The organism is Pseudarthrobacter sp. MEB009 (assembly GCF_030208875.1).
GTDB lineage: Bacteria > Actinomycetota > Actinomycetes > Actinomycetales > Micrococcaceae > Arthrobacter.
In genome coordinates this window covers 106,543-127,022 of record NZ_JARVTC010000010.1, presented here as the reverse complement: position 1 = coordinate 127,022, position 20,480 = coordinate 106,543, and the positions used below count along the sequence as shown (strand labels likewise).

Sequence of the window (20,480 nt, the reverse complement as noted above, 5' to 3'; positions counted from 1 at the left end):
CGCCCTGCACCCAGGGACCGGCACACCGGTCCCCACCTACGAACCCAGACAAAAAGGAACCCATCATGACCATGACCACCGAACAGGCCGAATGGTTTGCCGACACTTTTGAAAAGCTCGTTACCAACGTTGGCCAGGCCGTCCTGGGCAAGGAACACGTCATCCGGCTCACCTTCACCGCCATGCTGGCTGAAGGCCACGTCCTGTTCGAGGACGCCCCCGGGACCGGCAAGACCTCCCTGGCCCGGGCCCTGGCCGCCACGGTCCAGGGTTCCAACAACCGGATCCAGTTCACGCCAGACCTGCTGCCCTCCGACGTCACCGGCGTGACCATCTACGACCAGAAGACGCAGAAGTTCGAGTTCCACAAGGGCCCGATCTTCAACAACATCGTCCTGGCCGACGAAATCAACCGTGCATCCCCGAAAACCCAGTCGGCGTTGCTCGAGGTAATGGAAGAGTCCCGGGTCACCGTGGACGGCATCACCCACTCCGCAGGCCGGCCGTTCATGGTTATGGCCACCCAGAACCCGATCGAGCAGGCAGGCACCTACCGGCTGCCCGAGGCCCAGCTGGACCGGTTCCTGATCAAAACCTCCATCGGCTACCCGGACCACGCCTCCACCGTCCGGCTGCTGGGCGGGGCCAACCTCAAGGACCGCTCGCAGGACCTGTCCGCCGTGATCACCACCTCCGCCGTGGCCGACATGGCGGACCTCGCCGCCACGGTCCACGTGGACACCGCAGTACTGGAGTACATCTCCCGGCTCTGCGAGGAAACCCGCTCCGCGCCCGAAACCCGGCTGGGTGTCTCCGTCCGCGGTGCCCTGGCCATGGTCCGCGCCGCGAAGGTCTGGGCCGCCGCGCAGGGCCGGAACTTTGTGCTGCCTGACGACATCAAGGAACTGGCCGCCGTTGTGTGGACCCACCGGTTTGTGATGGACGCCGAAGCCGAGTTCTCCGGCGCCACTCCGGAAGCCGTACTGACGCGCATCCTGGCCGACGTCGCCGCCCCGCAGCAGCGCACCCACGCCTGACCCGCCGTCGTACCCCCGGCACCATTTTCAACCAGCGCACCAAACGAAGGCACACATATGTCCAGCGGTACCCCGGTGACCAGGCTCGCGGAGCGCCTGAAGCGGCCCTTCCTGCGGAACGGCCGCCCCACCGCCCTGCATCCTTCCGCCGTCTGGGCGGAAGCCACCAACACCGCAGGGCTGGTCCTTGCCCCGGCCTGGCGCACCGTCCGGCAACTGTGGCTGAAGTACCCCTGGCCGGTGCTGTCCGTGGTGAGCGTTCTGGGGTGGTCCGTGCTGGCCGCCGCGGTGCTCCTTTGGTGGACCGGGCAGGCGTTCGGCTGGCAGGAAGCCAAAGCAGCAGCCATCGCCGCGTTTGTCCTCTTTGTGGTGGCCGTGGCCTTCATCCTGGGCCGCTCCTCCTATGGTGTGGTGCTGGACCTGGCCCGCACCCGGGTAGCCGTGGGCGACAGCGCCGTGGGCAGCATCGCCGTGTCCAACACGTCCGCCCGCCCGCTCCTGCCGGCGGCACTGGAACTGCCCGTCGGCAGCGCGACGGCCGTGTTCCATCTGCCCCGCATGAAGCCGCAGCAGGTCCACGAGGACCTCTTCACCATTCCGACCGCCCGGCGCGCCGTGATTGTGGTGGGCCCGGTCCGGTCCGTCCGGGCCGATCCGCTGCACCTGCTGCGCCGCCAGGTCCTGTGGACCGCGCCGGAGGACCTCTTTGTCCATCCGCGGACCGTGGCCCTGGCAGGCTCCGCCGCAGGGTTCATCCGCGACCTGGAGGGCATGCCCACCACCGACCTTTCCAGCGCAGACGTTTCTTTCCACGCCCTGCGGGACTACGTGCCGGGGGATGACCGCCGGCACATCCACTGGAAGACCACGGCCCGGACCAACAAGCTGATGGTCCGCCAGTTCGAGGAGACCCGCCGGGCGCACCTGGCCATCTCGCTCTCCATCAACACCGACGAATACGCCGGCGAGGCCGAATTCGAGATGGCCATCTCGGCGGCTGCATCCATTGGCCGGCAGGCCATCCGGGAACAGCGCGAGCTCGATGTCCTGACCCAAAAAGGACCGCTGCGCTGCGAAACCGGCCGTAACATGCTCGATGACATGACCCGGATCGTCGGGACACCGATGCGGCGCACCGCCGTCGACCTGGCCAGGACCCTGGCGGACACCGTGCCCAACGCCTCCGTGGTGTTTTTTGTGGTGGGCAGCAACGTCACCGCCGGCCAGCTCCGGCAAGCGGCCGCCTCCGTGCCGCCCGGCGTCCGGAGCCTGGCCGTCAGGATCGAAGCCGGCGCCGCCCCCACCCGCGCCAATATCGCCGAACTGACGGTCCTGACCCTGGGCGACCTGTCCGACCTGGCCATCGTGCTGAGAAAGGCGGCAGCATGAGCACCGCACCGGGCCAACGCCCCCGCACCAACAGAAAAGCCGCCCGCAGCATCCCGCAGGAACGCGCCCGGAGCCGCAGGGCAACCAACGGGCCGGAATCCGGTTTCGCCACCGGCCAGCCGGCCTGGCATTTCCTGCTCGACGCCGGGGCCCTGGCCGTCCTGCTGGGACTGGGCCTGCTGGGCTTCGGCCTGAGCTTCGGCGGCGACGCCTACTACCTGGTCTCCGGTTTCGGCGGCATTGTCCTGGGCCTGGCCATCGCGGCCCTGAACGCGCACCTGCGGCTGGGGCTGCTGATCACCACGGCCCTCGCCCTGGGTGCCTACCTGGTGTTTGGTACCCTTTTCGCCGTCCCGGACTCCGCGATCGCCGGTTTTGTCCCCACCCTGGACTCGCTCCGGATCCTGCTGCCCGGAGTTGTGTTCGCCTGGAAGGACATGCTCACGGTGGGCGTGCCGGTGGGCACCGGCGGCGGCGTGCTGATCGTCCCGTTCCTCAGCTCCCTTATCACTGCGCTGGTGGCGGGCATCCTGACCTGGCGGACCCGCAGCCCGTACTTCCCGCTGCTGCCCGTCCTGGTGCTGTTTGTCACCGGGATCGCGTTCAGCACCAACGCCGCCTTCCTCACCCTGGAGCGCGGCATCGGCCTCACGGTCCTGGGCATCGCCTGGGCCACGTTCCGCCGCGACGCGCTCCGGCGGAACAGCACCCGCAAGGTGGCAGTGAACAACCCGCAGACCGACGCCGGGACCGCCCGCCGTGCGCAGCTCCGCCGGCTGGGGATGGCCGCCGGCGTCATCGCCGTCAGCGTGGGCGTCACCACCCTTGCCGCGCCGCTGGTCACCGCCAACGACGAGCGCCGGGTCCTCCGGAACGTCGTAGTCCCGCCGTTTGACCCCAAGGACTACATCACGCCCCTGGCCAGCTTCCGCACCTATGTGAAGGACAAGAAGGACGACACCCTGTTTGTGGTCAAGGGCCTGCCCCGCGACGGCCGCGTCCGGTTGGGTGCCCTGGACTCCTTCAACGGCACCAACTACACCATGGACCCCAACGGGTCCGGCAACTTCAGCAAGGTGGGGGACACCGAGTCCATCAATACCCTCGCCGATTCCGGCGGCGTGGTGCCCACCAACGACTACGCCATCAACATCAGCGTCGAGGACTACCAGGGCTTTTTTGTCCCCGGCGGCCGGAAAACCACCGGCCTGAGTTTTGACCAGAATGCCTCCGCCGCGGCATCCGGGCTCTATTTCAACGCCGGCACCGATACCGCCGTGACCACCAACCAACTCTCCCGCGGCGATTCCTACCGGGTGCAGGTCTCGGAACCCGTGAAGCTGGAGCACGGCCAGTTGACCCAGTACGACTTTGCCCGACTTTCGCTTCCCGACGTCCTGGAGGTCCCGCCCGTGGTGGGCTCGCAGGCCAACGACCTGTCCGCCGATGCACCCACCGCGATCGACCGGGTCCGCCAGATCGAGGCGCACTTCCAGAAGACGGGTGCGTTCAGCAACGGGCTGGTCAGCGAGGGCCAGCTGCCCAGCGTTTCGGGGCACGGCGCCGCGAGGATCCGGACCCTGCTGACCGCCAAGCAGATGCTGGGCGACGACGAGCAGTACGCAGTGGCCATGTCCCTGATGCTGCGGCACCTGGGGATCCCGTCCCGGGTGGTGATGGGCTTCTACCCGGATCCCACCAGCCCGGAAAACGGTGCCGGCGAAGTGAAGATCACCGGCAAAAACGCGCACGCCTGGGTTGAAGTGGCGTTTGAACGCGTGGGCTGGGTCAGCTTCGACCCCACCCCGCCCAAGGACAACGTCCCCATCCCGCCGGACCCGGAGAACAAGTCCAAGCCCAAGCCGCAGGTGCTGCAGCCCCCGCCCCCGCCGCAGGAGCCCGCGGACCTGCCCCCGGATTCCTCCCCGGACGCGCTCGACGCGGACGAGAAAAAGGACAACCCGTGGCTGTTCTGGGGTGCGCTGCTCGGTGCGCTGGGCATCGCCGCCATCCCGATTGCCGTCCTGGCACTCCCGCTGCTGCTGATCGCCCTGTTGAAATCACGACGCCGGAAGTCGCGTTTCAGGGCCGGTCACCCCGCGCAGCGGGTGGGCGGCGGATGGAGTGAGGTGATGAGCCTGGCCACCGACATGGGTGCCGCCGTCGACACCAAGTCCACGCGGCGGGAAAGTGCCGCCGTCCTGGCGGACGCGTTCCCCGCCAGCGGCAGCACCACCACCAAGCTGGCCCGGCGCGCCGATGCGTCCATCTTCGGTGCGGGCGAACCCAGCGAGGAGGACGTCCGGGAGTACTGGAGCATTGTGGACGGATCGTTGAAGGAGATCACCTCAACAGTGGGTTTCTGGCGCCGGCAGCAGGCCAGGTTCTCGCCGCGCTCCCTCCTGGCCGACGCGCGGACTGCACTGGGCGGCCGGGGCCGGAAACAGCCGGCACCGGCCGGCGGGACGCCTTCAGGCGGCAAACCCGCAGGCGGCGAACCTGCAGCCCGAAACCAGCCGCCGTCACCGGACGCCCAACAGCCCGGAGCCGGCATCGAACCCCAGCCACAGGGACCGGTGGCGCAGTGACGGCTGAAGCCGAGCGGTGCCCCCGCTGCCAGCAGCTGCAGCGCACCGGCGCTGCGTTCTGCACGGCCTGCGGGGCGCCGCTGCCCAACCGGGCAGCACGCAGCACGCGTAACCAGGAGTACGGCCAGGCCGCCGGTGCTGATGTCCCGCAGGGTCCGTCCGCGCCGCACGGGCCAGGGATTCCCGGTACTATCCCGGTAGTGGAAAGGCTCCCGGCCCACGCCGGCGGCATGGCACGTCCGGGCCCCGGGCAACCGGGCAGAAACCTGCCCGGCGCCACAACCAGCAACGTTCCAGGGGGAGGAACCCGGATGGCAGTAAACCTTCAGCTTGTACCGGCCACGGCGGGCAAGCGGCTCGGTGCTGCCGTGACGGACTGGCTCTTCCCCCTCGTTGTGCCGGCCGTGCTGTTCAGCATCGGCTTCGCCGGCGTGACCCGGACCCGCAGCGGCGGGTTCATCACCTACGACACCGGATCGGTGGTGCTGTTCGGCGGCATCGGAACCGGGCTGGCGCTGGTGTACCTTTTTGTCCTCCTGGGCCTGGAAGCCCGCACCGGAAAAACGCCGGGCAATCTGTTGCTGGGAATCCGCAGCGCCGACAATGACGGGTATGCGCCAGGCGCCGGCCCGGTGTTCCTGCGAAGCATCATCACCGGGGCAGGAGCCGTGCTGGTCCTGATCGCCGCCGTCCTGGTGGTGGTCTTCAAATGGTTTGATGCTGCGCTGCTGATCCTTGGGCCGCTGCAGCTGCTGGCCGCCGTGTGGGCCGTCCTGGTGGTTATCTCCAACAGGTGGGACAAAAACGGCGGGGTGCGTGGCTGGCATGACGCGGCTGCCAAGACCCTGGTGTTCGACGTCAAGGCGGGCCGGAACCCCATTACCAGCGGCGGGATCCAGGGCCCGTACAGCTTCGCTCCTCTTGACCTGCCGCCCGTCCAGCAGGTCCAGTCACCCGTAGCCGGTGTCCGGCCTGCCAGCGGAGCCGTTGTCCAGGCGCCGGCCGCACCCACGGCCCAGCCGCAGCCTCCGCTGGCCCAGCCGGCAGCCAGCCGGCCTGCGCAGCCCGCAGCCAGCCAGCCTGCTGCGCCTATCCAGCCCGCAGCCAGCCAGCCTGCTGCGCCCGTCCAGCCGGCACCCTTCGCGCCGGCCGGCCCCCACGCCGCCGCAGCCCCGGCGGGCAGCCACGGCCCAGCCGGGAGCGGCTTCCAGGGCCACCCGGACGACGACGTCGAACGCACCCAAATCCGGCACGGCACCGCGGCCGCCGGTACCGCAGCCCCCGCACCCGCGGCGGTCCTGCGGGTCCGGCTCGACGACGGCCGGGACTTCCAGCTGGACCGGAACGTCCTTGTGGGACGCAACCCGGTAGGTTCGGCCGGCGAACAGCATGCACAGCTGCTGGCCGTGGACGATCCCGGCCGCTCCATTTCCAAAACCCACCTGCACCTCCTGACCGACGGTGCAGGTGTCTGGGTGACGGACCGGAACTCCACCAACGGCAGCGCCGTGACCGCACCGGACGGCCGGCGCACACCCTTGGCGCCCGGCGTTCCCACGTTCGTTACACCCGGATCCGGCATCCACTTCGGTGACCGGACCTTTTACCTAGGACAAGCATGAACGAACAGCCCGCCAGCGTTTCCTCCCTCCGGCCGGGCCTCAGCCTGGACTATGGCCATGGCACGGACCGGGGGCTCCGCAGGGAGCTGAACGAGGACTCCTACATCGCCTCGGACCCCGTCTTTGCCGTAGCAGACGGTATGGGTGGCCATGAGGCCGGCGAGATTGCCAGCGGCATGTGCGTCCGGGCCCTTGCCGCCATCCCGCAGCTTGCCACCGGCGAACGCACCGTCACCGCAGCGGTCCTGCAGCAGTACCTGGTCCGTGCGGACACTTCCATCCGCGAAGCCACCGGCGCCCGCGCCGGGACCACCCTCACCGGGGCGGTGGTGGTGGAACAGATGGGCATGCCGTATTGGCTGGTCATGAATATCGGGGATTCCCGCACCTACCGGCTCAGCCAGGGACAGTTCGAGCAGATCAGCGTGGACCACTCCGAAGTCCAGGAACTGGTGGACGCCGGCCAGATCACCGCGCAACAGGCCACCGTCCATCCGCGCCGGCACGTGGTGACCCGTGCCCTGGGCACCGGCGACGAAACCGAAGCTGACTTCTGGCTGCTCCCCGTGGAGGAGGGCGACCGTGTCCTTGTCTGCTCCGACGGGCTTAACGCCGAACTGACGGACCCGCAGATCCTGCGCGTCCTCAGCTCCGGGGGGACTCCGCAGGACACCGCGGATGCCCTCATCCAGGCGGCACTGCGCGGCGGCGGCCGCGACAACATCACGGTCATCGTGGTGGACGCCCGCAACGTCCTGAACGACGCCGGCGCCGCTACCACCGCACCCCGCCACAACCCCGACACTGAGGAGCAGGATACGCTGCCGCGCTCGCAGGCCACCCGGCAGGCAACCACGCAGCCCATCCCGCAGCAGGCTCCTGACGGGGCCGCTGGCAACGGAGAGGCCCACGATGACCGCCGCTAGTTACCGGCCCGGCACCTGGGTGGCTGTTGTCCGCTCGCGTACCGCCGTCTTGCTGGGCCCGGACTCGCCGCCGGCACTGGCCGGCACCCTGTGGAACCTCCTGGCAGGCCAGCCGCAGGTCCATGAGGTGCTGCACGCTGTCACCAGCAGCTCCGGCGGTTCACTGGCGCAGATCCCCGCCTTTGGCATCCTGGATTTCACCGGCCCGCTGCGCGTGTTCCTCCGCGGCGGCCTGGACCTCACTGTGGAGCTGCCCGCCGGGACGGTCGAGGTGGACGGCCTGGACGTGACCACTTGGAATGAACGACGGTTCGACGCCGCCGTCAAGTGCCGGCTTGCCATCCCTGGCGGGGCCGGTCCGGAGCTGCCCGACCTGCCCCTGCACGAAGGCGTGGTCCTGCTGCAGTCGCTTGCGTTGACCCTCGACGCCGGGACCCCCGCCATTGCGGTGGGCCAGGCTGTCGGTGCCGCGATCGGAGGTGTTGCGATCGCCGTTGAACCCGCCGCGCGGCCGGATCCGGAAACAGGTGCAGCGGCCCGTGACGCCCGTGATGCCAAAGACGCAGCGGAGCAGGCGCCGGCTGCGGGCGGGGCCGATGCCCTTGAACCGGGCGCGGAGAGCCGCCAAACAGAAATCCCCGAAACAGAAACCCCTGTCGGAGCCAATCGTCAGGCAGGGGAGCCCGGAACAGCTGAATCTGAAGCGGTCGAGCCACGAACGGCTGAGCCTGGAACCGCTGCTCCTGAACTGGCTGACCCCGAAACGGCTGCTCCTGACCTGGCCGACCTCGAAACGGCAAAGTCCGAAACAGCAGAGTCCGAAGCAGCCGAGCTTGAAGCCTCGGCGCTGACCATCCTGCCGGAGCATGGTGCCTCCGGTGAGACGGTCTACGGCATCCCTGACGATGACCTTCCGGACGATGCCGCCGGCGACGAAGCCCCCGGCGGGCATGTCTTAGGCGACGCCCCCGGCGAGCCTGCTTCCGGCCATGATGCCCCCGGCGACGCCTCCAGCGGCGCAACGCCACCTGCCGCTCCTGCTGCCGTGGCCGTGGAAAGCGAACCCACCGGCTCCTACGACCACCTGTGGGAGCGGACCGTCATGCGGAGCATCGAGGACGCCGCGGTCCGGGAGGACCCGGACGCCGAAGAGAACCAGGCAGAGCCCGTTGTGCCGCCGGCGGCCGAAGCGGAAGAGAAGGACCCGCTGCCTGTGCCCGTCGCGGCGCCCGCTGCGGCTCCCGTTCCTGCTGCCAAGCCGGCCAGTCTGCTGATCGACTCGGTGCCGTGGCGCACCGCGGGAACCGGCTCTGCCCCTGCCCCGGACCAGGTCCCGGCGCACCAGCCCGCCCCTGCCGCCATTCAACCTGCGGCGGAACAGCCCGCTACCCCGGACCAGGCCGGCACCTTCAACCAGCCCGGCACCTTCAACCAGCCCGGCGCCGCTGACCCCATCAGCGGCGATCCTGACGGCGACCACGACGGCCAGACGGTGATGAAAAGCAGCGTGCAGGGCCGGTCCGCGCCGGCTCCGGCGCCGGGTGCCGGGACGGATCCGGCGGCAGGCCCTGTGGTCCTGGCCCGGGTCTGCGCCCAAAGCCACGCCAATCCGCCCACCAGCGCCCAGTGCTCGGAGTGCGGCGCCGCGCTGCTGCCGGACGCCGTCCAGGTGGCCCGCCCCCGGCTGGGCCGGATGCGCGTGTCCACCGGCGAACTGGTGGACCTTGACCAGTCCCTGGTGATCGGCCGACAGCCTTCCGTGTCCCGGGTACAGGGCGGCGTGATGCCCCGGCTGGTGCAGGTGGCCAGTCCGGGCGGCGACATTTCCCGATCCCACGTGGAGGTCCGGCTGGAGGGCTGGCACGTGATGCTCTGTGACCTGAAAGCCACCAACGGCACCGTCCTGGTCCGGGAAGGCCAGCCGCCCCGCCGCCTCGCCCAGAACGAGATGGCCATCCTCCTTGACGGTGACATCGCCGAACTGGGCGATAACATCTCGCTGCGTTTTGAGGAGATTCCTTGAGTTCCAAACGGCCTGTGGCGCCGCCGCCCCTCATCCCGGGCTTCACCTACGTCAGCCTGCTGGGCTCCGGCGGGTTCTCCGACGTTTACCTGTACGAACAGGACCGGCCCCGCCGCAAGGTGGCCGTCAAGGTGCTGCTCTCCGACCTGAAGACCGAAGGCGCCCGCCGGCGGTTCGAGTCCGAAGCCAACCTGATGGCCCAGCTGTCCTCGCACCCCTACATCGTCACCATCTACGAGGCCGAGGTCACCGAGGCCGGCCACTCCTACCTGGCCATGGAGTACTGCTCCCGGCCCAGCCTTGACGTGCGGTACCGGCGGCAGCGCTTCAGCGTGGACGAGGTCCTGGCCGTTGGCATCCAGGTGGCGTCCGCCGTCGAAACCGCCCACCGGGCCGGCATCGCCCACCGCGACATCAAACCCGCCAACATCCTGGTGACTGACTACAACCGGCCTGCCCTGACGGACTTCGGCATCTCCGGCACCCTCGCGGACGATTCGGATGACGACGCCGGCATGTCCATTCCGTGGTCGCCGCCCGAGCAGTTCGCGGATGGCGGCGTGGACGGCGTTATGGTGGACGTGTGGGCCCTGGGCGCCACGCTGTATACGCTGCTGGCCGGCCGGTCGCCCTTTGTGATGCCCGGCGCGGACAACTCCCAGCGGGAACTGATCAGCCGGATCTCCAGCATGGCGCTGCCACGCCTGGGCCGGGCCGACGTGCCGGAATCCCTGGAACTGGCCCTTGCCACCGCCATGGCGAAACTTCCCCAGTCGCGCTACTCCTCGGCGCACGCCTTCGCCCTGGCCCTGCAGCGCATCCAAGCCGAACTCAACCTCTCCGTCACCCCCTTCGAGGTCCTGGAAGAAGCACACCAGGACGAGGACCACCCGGACGACGGCGTGGAGGAAACCCGGGTCCGGAGCATCGCCAGCATCGACCCCGAACGCACCGGAAGTGCCCCCACCTTCCCTGCCCGCACCCGGCCCACCACCGCCAACCCGGCCGCCTTCACCGGTCCTGCCGCCCCTGCCCCCGCCGCGCCGCCGTCGGGCATCACGCCGGGACCCGCCGCGCCCTGGCACCCCGCCGCCGCGGCAACAGCGGCAGCCAACCAGGCGCCGCAGGTTCCTGCGCACCTCTTCCGTGCGGACCCCGCAGGAACCGCTGCGGCCGGCGCAGCCGACGACAACGAATCCACGGTGCTGCGGCCCGCAGCGCCTGCTGCCGGTACCGGTCCGGAACCTGAAGACGCCACCGTCCAGCGGCCTGCGGCCACCGCGCCGCAGGAGCCCGCGCCGGCCCCGGAACGCGGCAAACGCAACGTCTGGCTGGCTGTCGCAGGCGGAACGCTGCTGGCTGCCGCCGTCGTGGTGGGCGTGGTCATGGCCAACGCCGCCGCCGAGACGCCCAAAACCGTGGCCAGCCAGGAACCCAATAAGCCACCCGCCGATGCCCTGGACAACGGCACCGTTCCCGACGTCGAAAAGCTCGCCGGAACACTGGCCGGCGGCCAGGCCAGCTTCACGTGGGAGAACCCGCAACCCAAACCGGGGGACACCTACAAGTGGAAGGTGTACACCATCGGCGGCGGGGGCGGGGAGTTCCAGTCCATCAAGGCGCCCCCCGTCAAGGTCACGCCAAACCCCTCCGGACAGACCTGCGTCCAGGTCATGATCGTCCGCACCGACGGGGCGTTTTCACCGATGGAGGCACCCTCCATCGCCTGCACGGGGCCCTGACGCACAGTCCATCACACGGCACCGTCAACACCACGAAGTTTGGCCCTGAAGGAGGCACAGGACATGGGGGATCTGGCAATAGATTTCTGCGGGGAATGGTACGAACCATCAGACGAGGACGTCTTTAACATCGGCCGTGAAGGCGACCTGGAAGTGGACGACAATCCGTACCTGCACCGGCAGTTCCTGCAAGTGGCCCGGTACGACGGCATCTGGTGGCTCAGCAACGTGGGCAGCATGCTTTCCGCCACCGTGGCCGACGGCTCCGGCGGCATGCAGGCCTGGCTGGCGCCGGGCGCCCGGATCCCGCTGGTGTTCAGCCACACCAACATCATTTTCACTGCCGGACCCACCACCTACGAGTTCGCTGTGCACCTGAAAACCCCTTCCTTCCGGCAGGAAGCCCGGGAAGACGACAGCAACGGCGACACCACGATCGGCCCGGTGGTCTTCACGGATTCGCAGAAAGCCCTGATCGTGGCCCTGGCCGAGCCCATGCTCCGCCGCGAAGGGACCGGCTTCAGCGCCATCCCGTCCTCGGCGGCGGCAGCGAAAACCCTGGGCTGGGCCCTGACCCGGTTCAACCGCAAACTCGACAACGTCTGCGACAAGCTGGACCGCGTGGGTGTGGTGGGCCTGCGCGGCGGCGGCGGGAAACTGGCCACCAACCGGCGCGCCCGCCTCGTGGAACACGCCGTGACCTCGCACCTGGTCACCGCCGATGACCTGCACCTGCTCGAAAAGATGAGGGGAGTGGACGAAGGATGAGGATCCGGCTGACACTGCGCCGCGACCCCGCGGAAACCAAGGACCTGGCCGTCACCGTGGACGGCCTGGCCACGGTGGCTGACATCGCCGCTGTGCTCTGGGCGGCCGACCCCGACAGGAAGGGAACCCCTGCGCCGGAGAACCTTTCCCTGCGGATCGACGAGGCGTTTGTGGGCGCCGGCATGACCGGGAATGTCCTGACCCGCAGCGACAACCTGCTCGAATCAGGCCTGCGGCCGGGTTCGGTGGTGTCCCTGGCGCAGGTCAGCACCCAGTTCCAGGTCCCCGGCGCGGGCCGCGGACCCGCCGCCGCCACGCTCCGTGTCCTTTCCGGGCCCGACGTCGGCCGCGAATTTTCGCTGCCCACCGGCACCAGCTACGTGGGCCGGGACCGGGACGTGGACGTCCGGCTCACCGACCCCATGACCTCCAAACGCCACGCCCGCATCACCGTGGGGGAAAGCGTGGAGATTGTGGACACCAACTCCGCCAACGGCCTGCTCATGGACGGCCTGGCCGTCACCCGCGCCACCCTGAACTCCTCGGACACCGTCACCCTGGGGGATACCACCCTTACGGTGGTGCCGCTGGGGCGCAACCAGGCGGCAGTACCGACGTCGCCCCTGGTGGACTTCAACCGGTCCCCGCGCGTGGTGCCGCGGTTCGAGGAACCCAAACGCGTCCTGCCCGCCGGGCCCAAACGGCCTGAGGACAACCCGTTCCCGTACATCATGCTGATTGCGCCGCTGATGATGGGCGCGGTGATCTTCGCTGTCACCCGGAACCCGCTGTCGGTGCTGTTTATGCTGATGATGCCCTTGTTCATCGTGGGCCACTACGTGGACCAGAAGATGCGCGGCCGGAAGCAGCAGAAGGAAGGGCTCAAGCATTTCCGGGAAGCCATGGCCGCGTTCCGGGAAGACGTCACCGAACTCCAGAAGGTGGAACGGGCCGTCCGGCTGCAGGAAGCCCCCTCGGTCAGCGACACCGTGGACGCCATCTACAAACTCGGTCCGCTGCTGTGGACCCACCGGCCGGAGCACGCCTGGTTCCTGGGCCTGAGGTTCGGGCTGGGCAGTGCACCGTCGCGCCTGGTGCTGGAAGAACCCAACAACAACGACACCGAAGCGCAGTACGCCCGCGAAATCCAGGACAGCCTCCGGCAGTTCCGGGTGATCGAAGGCGTGCCGGTGGTGTCCCAGTTCCGCACGTCCGGCGCCCTGGGCGTCGCCGGTCCGCGCGGGCTGGTGGACGACGTTGCCCGCGGCGTGGTCCTCCAGCTGGTGGGCCTGCACTCACCGGCCGAAGTGGTCCTCACCGCCATCACCTCTGCGCAGTCCCGGGAACGCTGGAACTGGCTGCAGTGGCTTCCCCACGTGGGCTCAGGCCACAGCCCCCTCGCCGGGGACCACCTGGCCGCGGGCTCAGCCGGCGGCGCCTCCCTTCTGGCGCGGCTCGAGGACCTCGTCGAAGCCCGGGAAGCCGCCGCCAAGCGCAGCGGACCGGAGCTGCGCCCCGAGGTGGACCCGGCCAAGCTGGAAGTCCCCGCGCCGGTACTGCCTGCCGTGCTGGTGATTGTTGAGGACGACGCGCCCGTGGACCGCGGCCGCCTGACCCGGCTGGCCGAATGCGGACCGGACGCCGGCGTCCACGTGATGTGGGTTGCCACGGACATCCAGGCCCTGCCTGCTGCCTGCCGCGACTTTATGGTGGTGGACGGCGACCACGGCACCACCACCGGCCAGGTCCGGCTGGGCCGGCACACCTACCCCGTGAGCTGCGAGAGCGTGGACGCGGAGCTCGCCGGCCAGCTGGCCCGTATGCTCTCGCCCGTCGTGGACGTGGGAAAGCCCGTCACCGACGACTCCGACCTGCCCCGCGCCGTTTCCTACGCCACCCTGATCGGCAAGGACTTCCTGGACAGCCCGCAGGCCGTGGCAGACCGGTGGACCGAAAACAACTCGGTGCACGCCAGCGCCGTGGCCAACCGCAAGGACAACGGCACCCTCCGGGCCCTGGTGGGCTCCAAGGGTGTTGAACCCCTCTACCTGGACCTGAAGAACGAGGGCCCGCACGCCCTGGTGGGCGGCACCACCGGCGCCGGCAAGTCCGAGTTCCTGCAGTCCTGGGTGATGGGCATGGCCGCCGCCTACAGCCCCGACCGGGTCAGTTTCCTGTTTGTTGACTACAAGGGCGGCGCCGCATTTGCCGACTGCATCAACCTTCCGCACACGGTGGGGCTGGTCACCGACCTGTCCCCGCACCTGGTCCGCCGGGCCCTGACCTCGCTGCGGGCCGAGCTCCACCACCGCGAGCAGCTGTTCAACCGGAAAAAGGCTAAGGACCTGCTGGCCATGCAGCGGGAGGCCGATCCGGAGGCCCCGCCCTATCTGGTCATCATCGTGGACGAATTCGCGGCGCTCGCCAGCGAGGTGCCGGAGTTTGTGGACGGGGTGGTGGACGTGGCCGCCCGTGGCCGGTCCCTGGGCCTGCACCTCATCCTGGCCACCCAGCGCCCCGCCGGTGTGATCAAGGACAGCCTGCGGGCCAACACCAACCTCCGTGTGGCCCTGCGCATGGCGGATGAGGACGACGCCGCCGACATCCTGGGTGTCCCCGACGCGGCCTACTTCGACCCCGCCATCCCGGGCCGCGGCGCCGCAAAGACCGGTCCCGGGCGGATCCAGGGTTTCCAGACCGGCTACGCCGGCGGCTGGACCACCGGGAAGCCGCAGCGGCCGCAGATCGACATTGTGGAAATGGCCTTCGGGTCGGGGACCAGCTGGGAAGCGCCGGCGCCGGAGAAACCCGAACGGCAGGAACCGGCCGGGCCCAACGACATCTCCAGGATGACTGCCAACATAGTCCGGGCCGCCGATTCGCTGGCCATCGCCCCGCCCCGGAAGCCATGGCTGGACGAACTGGCCCAGACTTACGACTTCTCCCTCCTGCCCAACCCCCGGACGGACGAGCAGTTGCTCCTCGGCGTGGCCGACCACCCGTCCCGCCAGGATCAGCCCACGGTGTTCTACGAACCGGACCGGGACGGCAACATGGCCATCTACGGCACCGGTGGGTCCGGTAAATCGGCGGCACTGCGCGGCATCGCCATCGCCGCAGCCGTCACCCCCCGCGGCGGTCCGGTCCACGTCTACGGCATCGACTGCGGCTCCTCTGGGCTGCGGATGCTCGAGGAGCTGCCCCACGTTGGCGAAATCCTCAACGGGGACGATGTGGAGCGTGTGGGCAGGCTGCTGCGGATGCTCCGCGACGTCGCGGACCAGCGCTCCGCCCGCTTCGCCGAGGTCCGCGCGTCCACCATCGTGGAGTACCGGAAACTCGCGAACCGGCCGGACGAGAAGCGGATCTTTGTTCTGGTGGACGGCATGTCGGCGTTCCGTGAATCCTACGAACACAGCCGCCTCTCGTCGCTGTGGGACATTTTCCTGCAGCTCGCAACCGACGGGCGCACCCTGGGCATCCACCTGGTGGTCTCCGGCGACCGGCCCAGCGCCGTCCCGCCGTCGCTGCTGGCCTCCATCCAGCGCCGGCTGGTGCTGCGCCTGTCCTCAGAGGACGACTACCTGTCCATGGACGTGCCGCGGGATGTCCTCAGCGCCGCGTCCCCGCCCGGGCGCGGACTCCTGGACGGGCTGGAAGTCCAGCTGGCCGTGCTGGGCGGAAACTCCAACCTGGCGGTCCAGGCACGCGAAGTGCACAAGCTCAGCGCCGCCATGCTCCGCCAGGGCCTGGCCGCGGCACCCGGCATCGAACAGCTGCCCGAGCAGGTGGACCTTGACGTGCTGCCCGCCGGCGACGCGGAGGTCCCCGTGATCGGCGTGGACGACGAAACCCTGCAGCCTGCCGGGATCACGGCCAAGGGGTCGCTGCTGGTGGCAGGGCCGCCGGGCTCGGGCCGCACCGTTGCGCTGGTGACCCTTGCCTACGCCCTCCGCCGAGCCAACCCGGAGATCGAAATTCTCTACCTGGGCTCCCGGCGCTCCGCCGTGGCGGCGCTGCCCGTCTGGAACCGCTCAGTGGTGGGCCCGGACGACGTGGCCGACATGGTGGAGGACCTGACGGAACACTCCAGCGCGAACCCGGGCAAGCTGGCCATCTTCATCGAGGGCCTCACCGAATTCACGGACAGCATCGCCGAGTCCGGCGTTGCGCAGCTGGTGACGGCCGCCATCAAGGCCGACCAGTGGGTGGTGGGCGAATCCGAATCGTCCACCTGGTCCGCGGCCTGGCAGCTCGCCCAGCCGTTCAAGTCGGGCCGGCGCGGCCTGCTCCTGAACCCGGGCGACATCGAGGGTGACAGCCTCCTGAACACCTCCCTGGGCCGGGTGGGTGACGGGTTCATCCCCGGCCGCGGGTTTGTGGTGGGCCGCGGCAAGGCCCGCAAGATCCAGGTGGCGCTGCCGCCGGAAAACCGCGACTGAGCCCGGCTGGCAGGCAACGAGGGGGAAGGGCCGCAGCCGCTGCGGATTTGCGGCCCTTCCCCGCGGTGTAGCAGACTACCCCTCGACTCCAGAACGCCGTGGCCGGGGGACCGCGCGCATCGAAAGGCAGCAATGACCTTCTCTTCCCCGGCACCCCGCACCCTTGTGGCGGCCGCCGTACTGGCCGTGTCCGCCGGTTTCCTGGCCGGCGGCACGGCGCTGGCCGACTCGCCCACACCCACGGCGCCGGCCACCACGGCCGTTGCAACGCCCTCCGTGCCCGCCGCGCCGGCGCCCGTCAAGACGGACAAGCCGCGGGGGCCCTCCTTCGAGCCCGCGCCGACGGCACCCCCGGCGGCACCGTCCACCGCGCCGGCAGCTCCGGCCGTTCCCGCGGCGCCGATTGAGCAGCCCACCACTGACGTTCCGGTGCCCGCCGTCGAGGCCACCGCCGAAGCAGCCGTGGAGACGGCGGCTGAGGCACCCACGGCCAGCCCGACGTCGGCCGCTCCTTCTGTGGAGTCCAACTGGAACAAGCCCATCACCAGGTCCGCGACGCCAACGCGCGTCGCATCCGTCACCTCCCTGGACGGAGCCGGTGGCGCGGGCCCCAACCTGCCGCTCGTGGCCGGGCTGCTCCTGCTGGGACTCGCCGGCGCCGCCTTTGCCTGGTGGGGCCGGGGCCGGCTCCGGGCCCACTGACCCGGCCGGGCCACGGTCCCGGCGCGGCCCGGGCAGTGTCGGCCGCATAGGGCAAGATAGTTCTGTGAGCACAGTTCCAGGCCCCGCAGAAGACGCCGCCACCCGGACCGGCACCCCCGACGAGCCCGCCGAGGTTCCCGCAGGAACCATCAGGGACGAATACGAGAAGCTGGCGGACCTGGTCCGGAAATACCGGTTCTCCTATTACCAGGAGGACGAACCCCTGGTCTCCGACGCGGAATTTGATACGCTCTTCCGCCGGCTGGAGGAAATCGAGGCCCTGCATCCCGAGCTCGTGGCCAACGATTCGCCCACCCAGGAAGTGGGCGGCGAAGTCTCGGCCGCCTTCGCCGCCGTGGAGCACCTGCAGCGCATGTACAGCCTGGAGGACGTCTTTTCCCTCGAGGAACTCGAGGCCTGGCTGGCCAAGGCCGTGGCCGGCGTCGGCAAGCTCGGCGACTCGGCACCACCGGTTGCGTGGCTCACCGAACTCAAGATCGACGGCCTGGCCGTCAACCTGCTCTACCGGGACGGCAAGCTGGTGCGCGCCGCCACCCGCGGCGACGGGTTCACGGGGGAGGACATCACCCACAACGTCCTGACCATCAAGGAAATCCCGCGGGAACTTTCCGGCACCGGGTTCCCTGGTGAAGTGGAGATCCGGGGCGAGGTCTTTATCCCCTCCAAGGCCTTTGCCGACTTCAACGAAGCCCTGATCGAGGCAGGCAAGGCCCCGCTGGCCAACCCGCGCAACGCCGCCGCCGGGTCGCTGCGCCAAAAGGATCCCGCGGAAACCGCCAAGCGGCCCCTGAAGATGTTTGTGCACGGCATCGGCGCCCGTGAAGGGCTCCAGTCCACCACCCAGTCCGAAACCTACAAGCTCCTCGAGGGCTGGGGGCTGCCGGTCAGCCCGTACTTCGAGGTCCTGGGCAGCGTCAAGGACGTCCTGGCCTTCATCAAGGGTTACGGCGAAAAGCGGCACAAACTGCTGCACGAGATCGATGGGATCGTCATCAAGGTGGACGACTTCGGCACCCAGCGTGCCCTGGGCTACACGTCCCGCGTGCCCCGCTGGGCGGTGGCGTACAAATACCCGCCGGAGGAAGTGCACACCAAGCTGCTGGACATTGCCGTCAACGTGGGACGAACCGGCCGGGTGACCCCGTTCGGCCTGATGGAACCGGTCAAGGTGGCCGGTTCCACGGTGGAGATGGCCACCCTGCACAACCAGGACGTCGTCAAAGCCAAGGGCGTCAAGATCGGCGACATCGTGGTGCTCCGCAAAGCCGGGGACGTTATCCCCGAAATTGTGGGCCCGGTCCTGGCGCTCCGGGACCAGCAGGACCCGCCGGTCCGCGACTTTGTGATGCCCACCGAATGCCCCTCCTGCGGGACGCCACTGGCACCCGCCAAGGAAGCCGACGTGGACATCCGCTGCCCCAACGCGAAGTCCTGCCCGTCCCAGCTCCGGGAACGGGTCTTCCACTTGGCCGGCCGCGGCGGGTTCGACATCGAGGCGCTGGGCTGGGAAGCGGCGATCGCCCTCACCCAGCCCACCGAACCGGACGTCCCGCCGCTGACCTCGGAGGCCGGGTTGTTCGACCTCACGCCCGAGGTGCTCGCCGGGGTCCGGATCCGGCGCGAAAAACGTGCCAAGGGCGTTCCTACGGGTGAATTCGAACTGGTGCCGTACTTCTTCACCAAGGGCACCGCGAAAGTGCCCTCCAAACCCACGGCCACCACCACCAAACTGTTCGCCGAACTGGAAAAAGCCAAGGCGCAGCCGCTGTGGCGGGTCCTGGTGGCGCTGTCCATCCGGCACGTGGGTCCGCGGGCTTCCCGCGCCCTGGCCACCTGGTTCGGCACCATGGACGCCATCCGTGCCGCCTCGGAAGAGGAACTGGCCGGCGTTGATGGCGTGGGCCCCACCATCGCCGCCGCGCTGAAGGAATGGTTTGCCGAGGACTGGCACCGCGAGATCGTGGACCGCTGGGCCGCGTCCGGAGTGCGGATGGCTGACGAACGCGACGAATCAACCCCCCGCACCCTGGAGGGCCTGACAGTGGTGGTCACCGGCTCGCTGCCAAACTTCAGCCGCGACGAAGCCAAAGAGGCAATCCTCATCCGCGGCGGCAAGGCCGCAGGGTCCGTCTCCAAAAACACCAGCTACCTGGTGGCCGGCGAAAGTGCCGGTACCAAGCTGGACAAGGCCGAGCAGCTGGGCATCCCCGTCCTGGACGAGGACGGCTTCCGCGAACTGCTGGCCAACGGCCCGGCACCTGCTCCTGACGAGCAACCTGCGCCTGACGATCAACCCGTTCCTGACGAACAATCCGCTGACGGCGAACCTGCCGCGGGCGAACCTGCCCAGGAAGGGGCTCCAGCATGAACGCCGCACCGGAATCCCCTCGAGCCGAGGACCTGCTGGCCGAACTGCTGGGTGTGGCCCGGCTGGCAGCCGCGGCCGGCGCCAAGGTCCTGGCCGGCCGCAACGATGCCGCCCTGGCTGCCGACGCTGCCGTAAACAACAAGGGCGAGGCCGGCGACTGGGTGACCGCCTACGACTTGGCAGCCGAAACCGCTGTCAGGGACGTTATCGCGGCCCACCGCCCCCATGACGCCATCACCGGGGAGGAACACGGGCCCACCCGGCCCGAGGACCCGTCCGGCTACCGCTGGTCCATCGACCCGCTGGACGGCACCACCAACTTCATCCGCAACATTGTGTACTACGGGACGTCGGTGGCCGTGGCGGACGCCAACGGCCAGTGGCTGGCCGGAGTGGTGGACGCCCCCGCACTGGGCAGGGTGTACTACGCCTCCCGCGGCCAGGGCGCCTGGCTCGAGGCCGGTGGCACCCGCACCCGGCTGACCGGCCCGCAGCACGGGCGCACGGGCCGGATCCTGGCCACCGGCTTCAGCTACGACCCTGACGTCCGGGCCGAACAGGCCGGACTGCTGGGCGGGCTGATGGAGGGCTTCGCGGACGTCCGGCGCCTCGGCTCGGCCGCCCTGGACCTGTGCCTGGTGGCCGATGGCACCCATGACGCCTACGGCGAGCGCGGCCTCAACGAGCACGATTTCGCCGCCGGTGCGCTGGTGGCGGAGGAAGCGGGCTGCTGGGTCCGGCGGCCCCGGCTGACCAGCCCGCTGGACGGCGGACCGGACGACGCCGACCGCCTTGCCGCCTGGACCTGCGCCGGGACCTTGGAACTCGCCGGCAAATTCCCGCTCTGAGCCC

12 protein-coding genes are annotated in these 20,480 nt (G+C 69.4%); all 12 read left to right on the top strand.

The window, feature by feature from the left end; all coding sequences use genetic code 11:
- Positions 1-65 precede the first annotated feature (65 nt).
- The 12 genes from QRN07_RS09575 (at position 66) to QRN07_RS09520 (ending at position 20,476) form a co-directional block, all read left to right on the top strand.
- Positions 66-1,037, top strand: coding sequence for an AAA family ATPase (locus QRN07_RS09575; protein WP_056599057.1), 972 nt, complete (start codon positions 66-68; stop codon positions 1,035-1,037).
- A 57-nt stretch (positions 1,038-1,094) separates the two neighbouring features.
- On the top strand, positions 1,095-2,426 hold the full coding sequence (locus tag QRN07_RS09570) for a DUF58 domain-containing protein (protein WP_285240930.1): 1,332 nt from the start codon (positions 1,095-1,097) through the stop codon (positions 2,424-2,426).
- On the top strand, positions 2,423-5,014 hold the full coding sequence (locus QRN07_RS09565; RefSeq protein ID WP_285240929.1) for a transglutaminase TgpA family protein: 2,592 nt from the start codon (positions 2,423-2,425) through the stop codon (positions 5,012-5,014). The genes QRN07_RS09570 and QRN07_RS09565 overlap by 4 nt, the downstream gene beginning before the upstream one ends.
- 311 nt (positions 5,015-5,325) lie before the next feature.
- Positions 5,326-6,636 carry an RDD family protein gene (locus QRN07_RS09560; protein ID WP_285240928.1) on the top strand — a complete coding sequence of 437 codons (1,311 nt, stop codon included), beginning with the start codon at positions 5,326-5,328 and terminating at the stop codon, positions 6,634-6,636.
- On the top strand, positions 6,633-7,562 hold the full coding sequence (locus tag QRN07_RS09555; RefSeq protein ID WP_050685411.1) for a PP2C family protein-serine/threonine phosphatase: 930 nt from the start codon (positions 6,633-6,635) through the stop codon (positions 7,560-7,562). Before QRN07_RS09560 ends, QRN07_RS09555 begins: the two co-directional genes overlap by 4 nt.
- Positions 7,549-9,585: an FHA domain-containing protein gene (locus QRN07_RS09550; RefSeq protein WP_285240927.1), complete on the top strand. Its 2,037-nt coding sequence runs from the start codon at positions 7,549-7,551 to the stop codon at positions 9,583-9,585. The genes QRN07_RS09555 and QRN07_RS09550 overlap by 14 nt, the downstream gene beginning before the upstream one ends.
- Complete coding sequence (locus tag QRN07_RS09545; RefSeq protein WP_050685413.1) at positions 9,582-11,327, top strand: serine/threonine-protein kinase; 1,746 nt, start codon at positions 9,582-9,584, stop codon at positions 11,325-11,327. The genes QRN07_RS09550 and QRN07_RS09545 overlap by 4 nt, the downstream gene beginning before the upstream one ends.
- A gap of 63 nt (positions 11,328-11,390) precedes the next feature.
- A complete protein-coding gene (locus QRN07_RS09540) occupies positions 11,391-12,095 on the top strand; it encodes a hypothetical protein (RefSeq protein ID WP_050685414.1) in 705 nt (234 codons plus the stop codon).
- Positions 12,092-16,537 (top strand): type VII secretion EssC family protein, encoded by a 4,446-nt coding sequence (locus tag QRN07_RS09535; protein WP_285240926.1) that lies wholly within the window; start codon positions 12,092-12,094, stop codon positions 16,535-16,537. Before QRN07_RS09540 ends, QRN07_RS09535 begins: the two co-directional genes overlap by 4 nt.
- A 132-nt stretch (positions 16,538-16,669) precedes the next feature.
- Positions 16,670-17,239: a hypothetical protein gene (locus QRN07_RS09530; protein WP_050685416.1), complete on the top strand. Its 570-nt coding sequence runs from the start codon at positions 16,670-16,672 to the stop codon at positions 17,237-17,239.
- Positions 17,240-17,303: 64 nt separating this feature from the next.
- Positions 17,304-19,628: an NAD-dependent DNA ligase LigA gene (ligA, locus tag QRN07_RS09525; RefSeq protein ID WP_056599042.1), complete on the top strand. Its 2,325-nt coding sequence runs from the start codon at positions 17,304-17,306 to the stop codon at positions 19,626-19,628.
- The gene (locus QRN07_RS09520) at positions 19,625-20,476 is read left to right on the top strand and encodes an inositol monophosphatase family protein (RefSeq protein WP_056599040.1); all 852 of its coding nucleotides are present in this window, start codon (positions 19,625-19,627) and stop codon (positions 20,474-20,476) included. The genes ligA and QRN07_RS09520 overlap by 4 nt, the downstream gene beginning before the upstream one ends.
- Positions 20,477-20,480 lie beyond the last annotated feature (4 nt).

Excerpts from the sequence above, each read along its gene's own strand:
- QRN07_RS09575 (WP_056599057.1), top strand. The coding sequence starts at position 66 with ATGACCATGACCACCGAACAGGCCGAATGGTTTGCCGACACTTTTGAA.
- QRN07_RS09570 (WP_285240930.1), top strand. The coding sequence starts at position 1,095 with ATGTCCAGCGGTACCCCGGTGACCAGGCTCGCGGAGCGCCTGAAGCGG.
- QRN07_RS09565 (WP_285240929.1), top strand. The coding sequence starts at position 2,423 with ATGAGCACCGCACCGGGCCAACGCCCCCGCACCAACAGAAAAGCCGCC.
- QRN07_RS09560 (WP_285240928.1), top strand. The coding sequence starts at position 5,326 with ATGGCAGTAAACCTTCAGCTTGTACCGGCCACGGCGGGCAAGCGGCTC.
- QRN07_RS09555 (WP_050685411.1), top strand. The coding sequence starts at position 6,633 with ATGAACGAACAGCCCGCCAGCGTTTCCTCCCTCCGGCCGGGCCTCAGC.
- QRN07_RS09550 (WP_285240927.1), top strand. The coding sequence starts at position 7,549 with ATGACCGCCGCTAGTTACCGGCCCGGCACCTGGGTGGCTGTTGTCCGC.
- QRN07_RS09540 (WP_050685414.1), top strand. The coding sequence starts at position 11,391 with ATGGGGGATCTGGCAATAGATTTCTGCGGGGAATGGTACGAACCATCA.
- QRN07_RS09535 (WP_285240926.1), top strand. The coding sequence starts at position 12,092 with ATGAGGATCCGGCTGACACTGCGCCGCGACCCCGCGGAAACCAAGGAC.
- QRN07_RS09530 (WP_050685416.1), top strand. The coding sequence starts at position 16,670 with ATGACCTTCTCTTCCCCGGCACCCCGCACCCTTGTGGCGGCCGCCGTA.
- QRN07_RS09520 (WP_056599040.1), top strand. The coding sequence starts at position 19,625 with ATGAACGCCGCACCGGAATCCCCTCGAGCCGAGGACCTGCTGGCCGAA.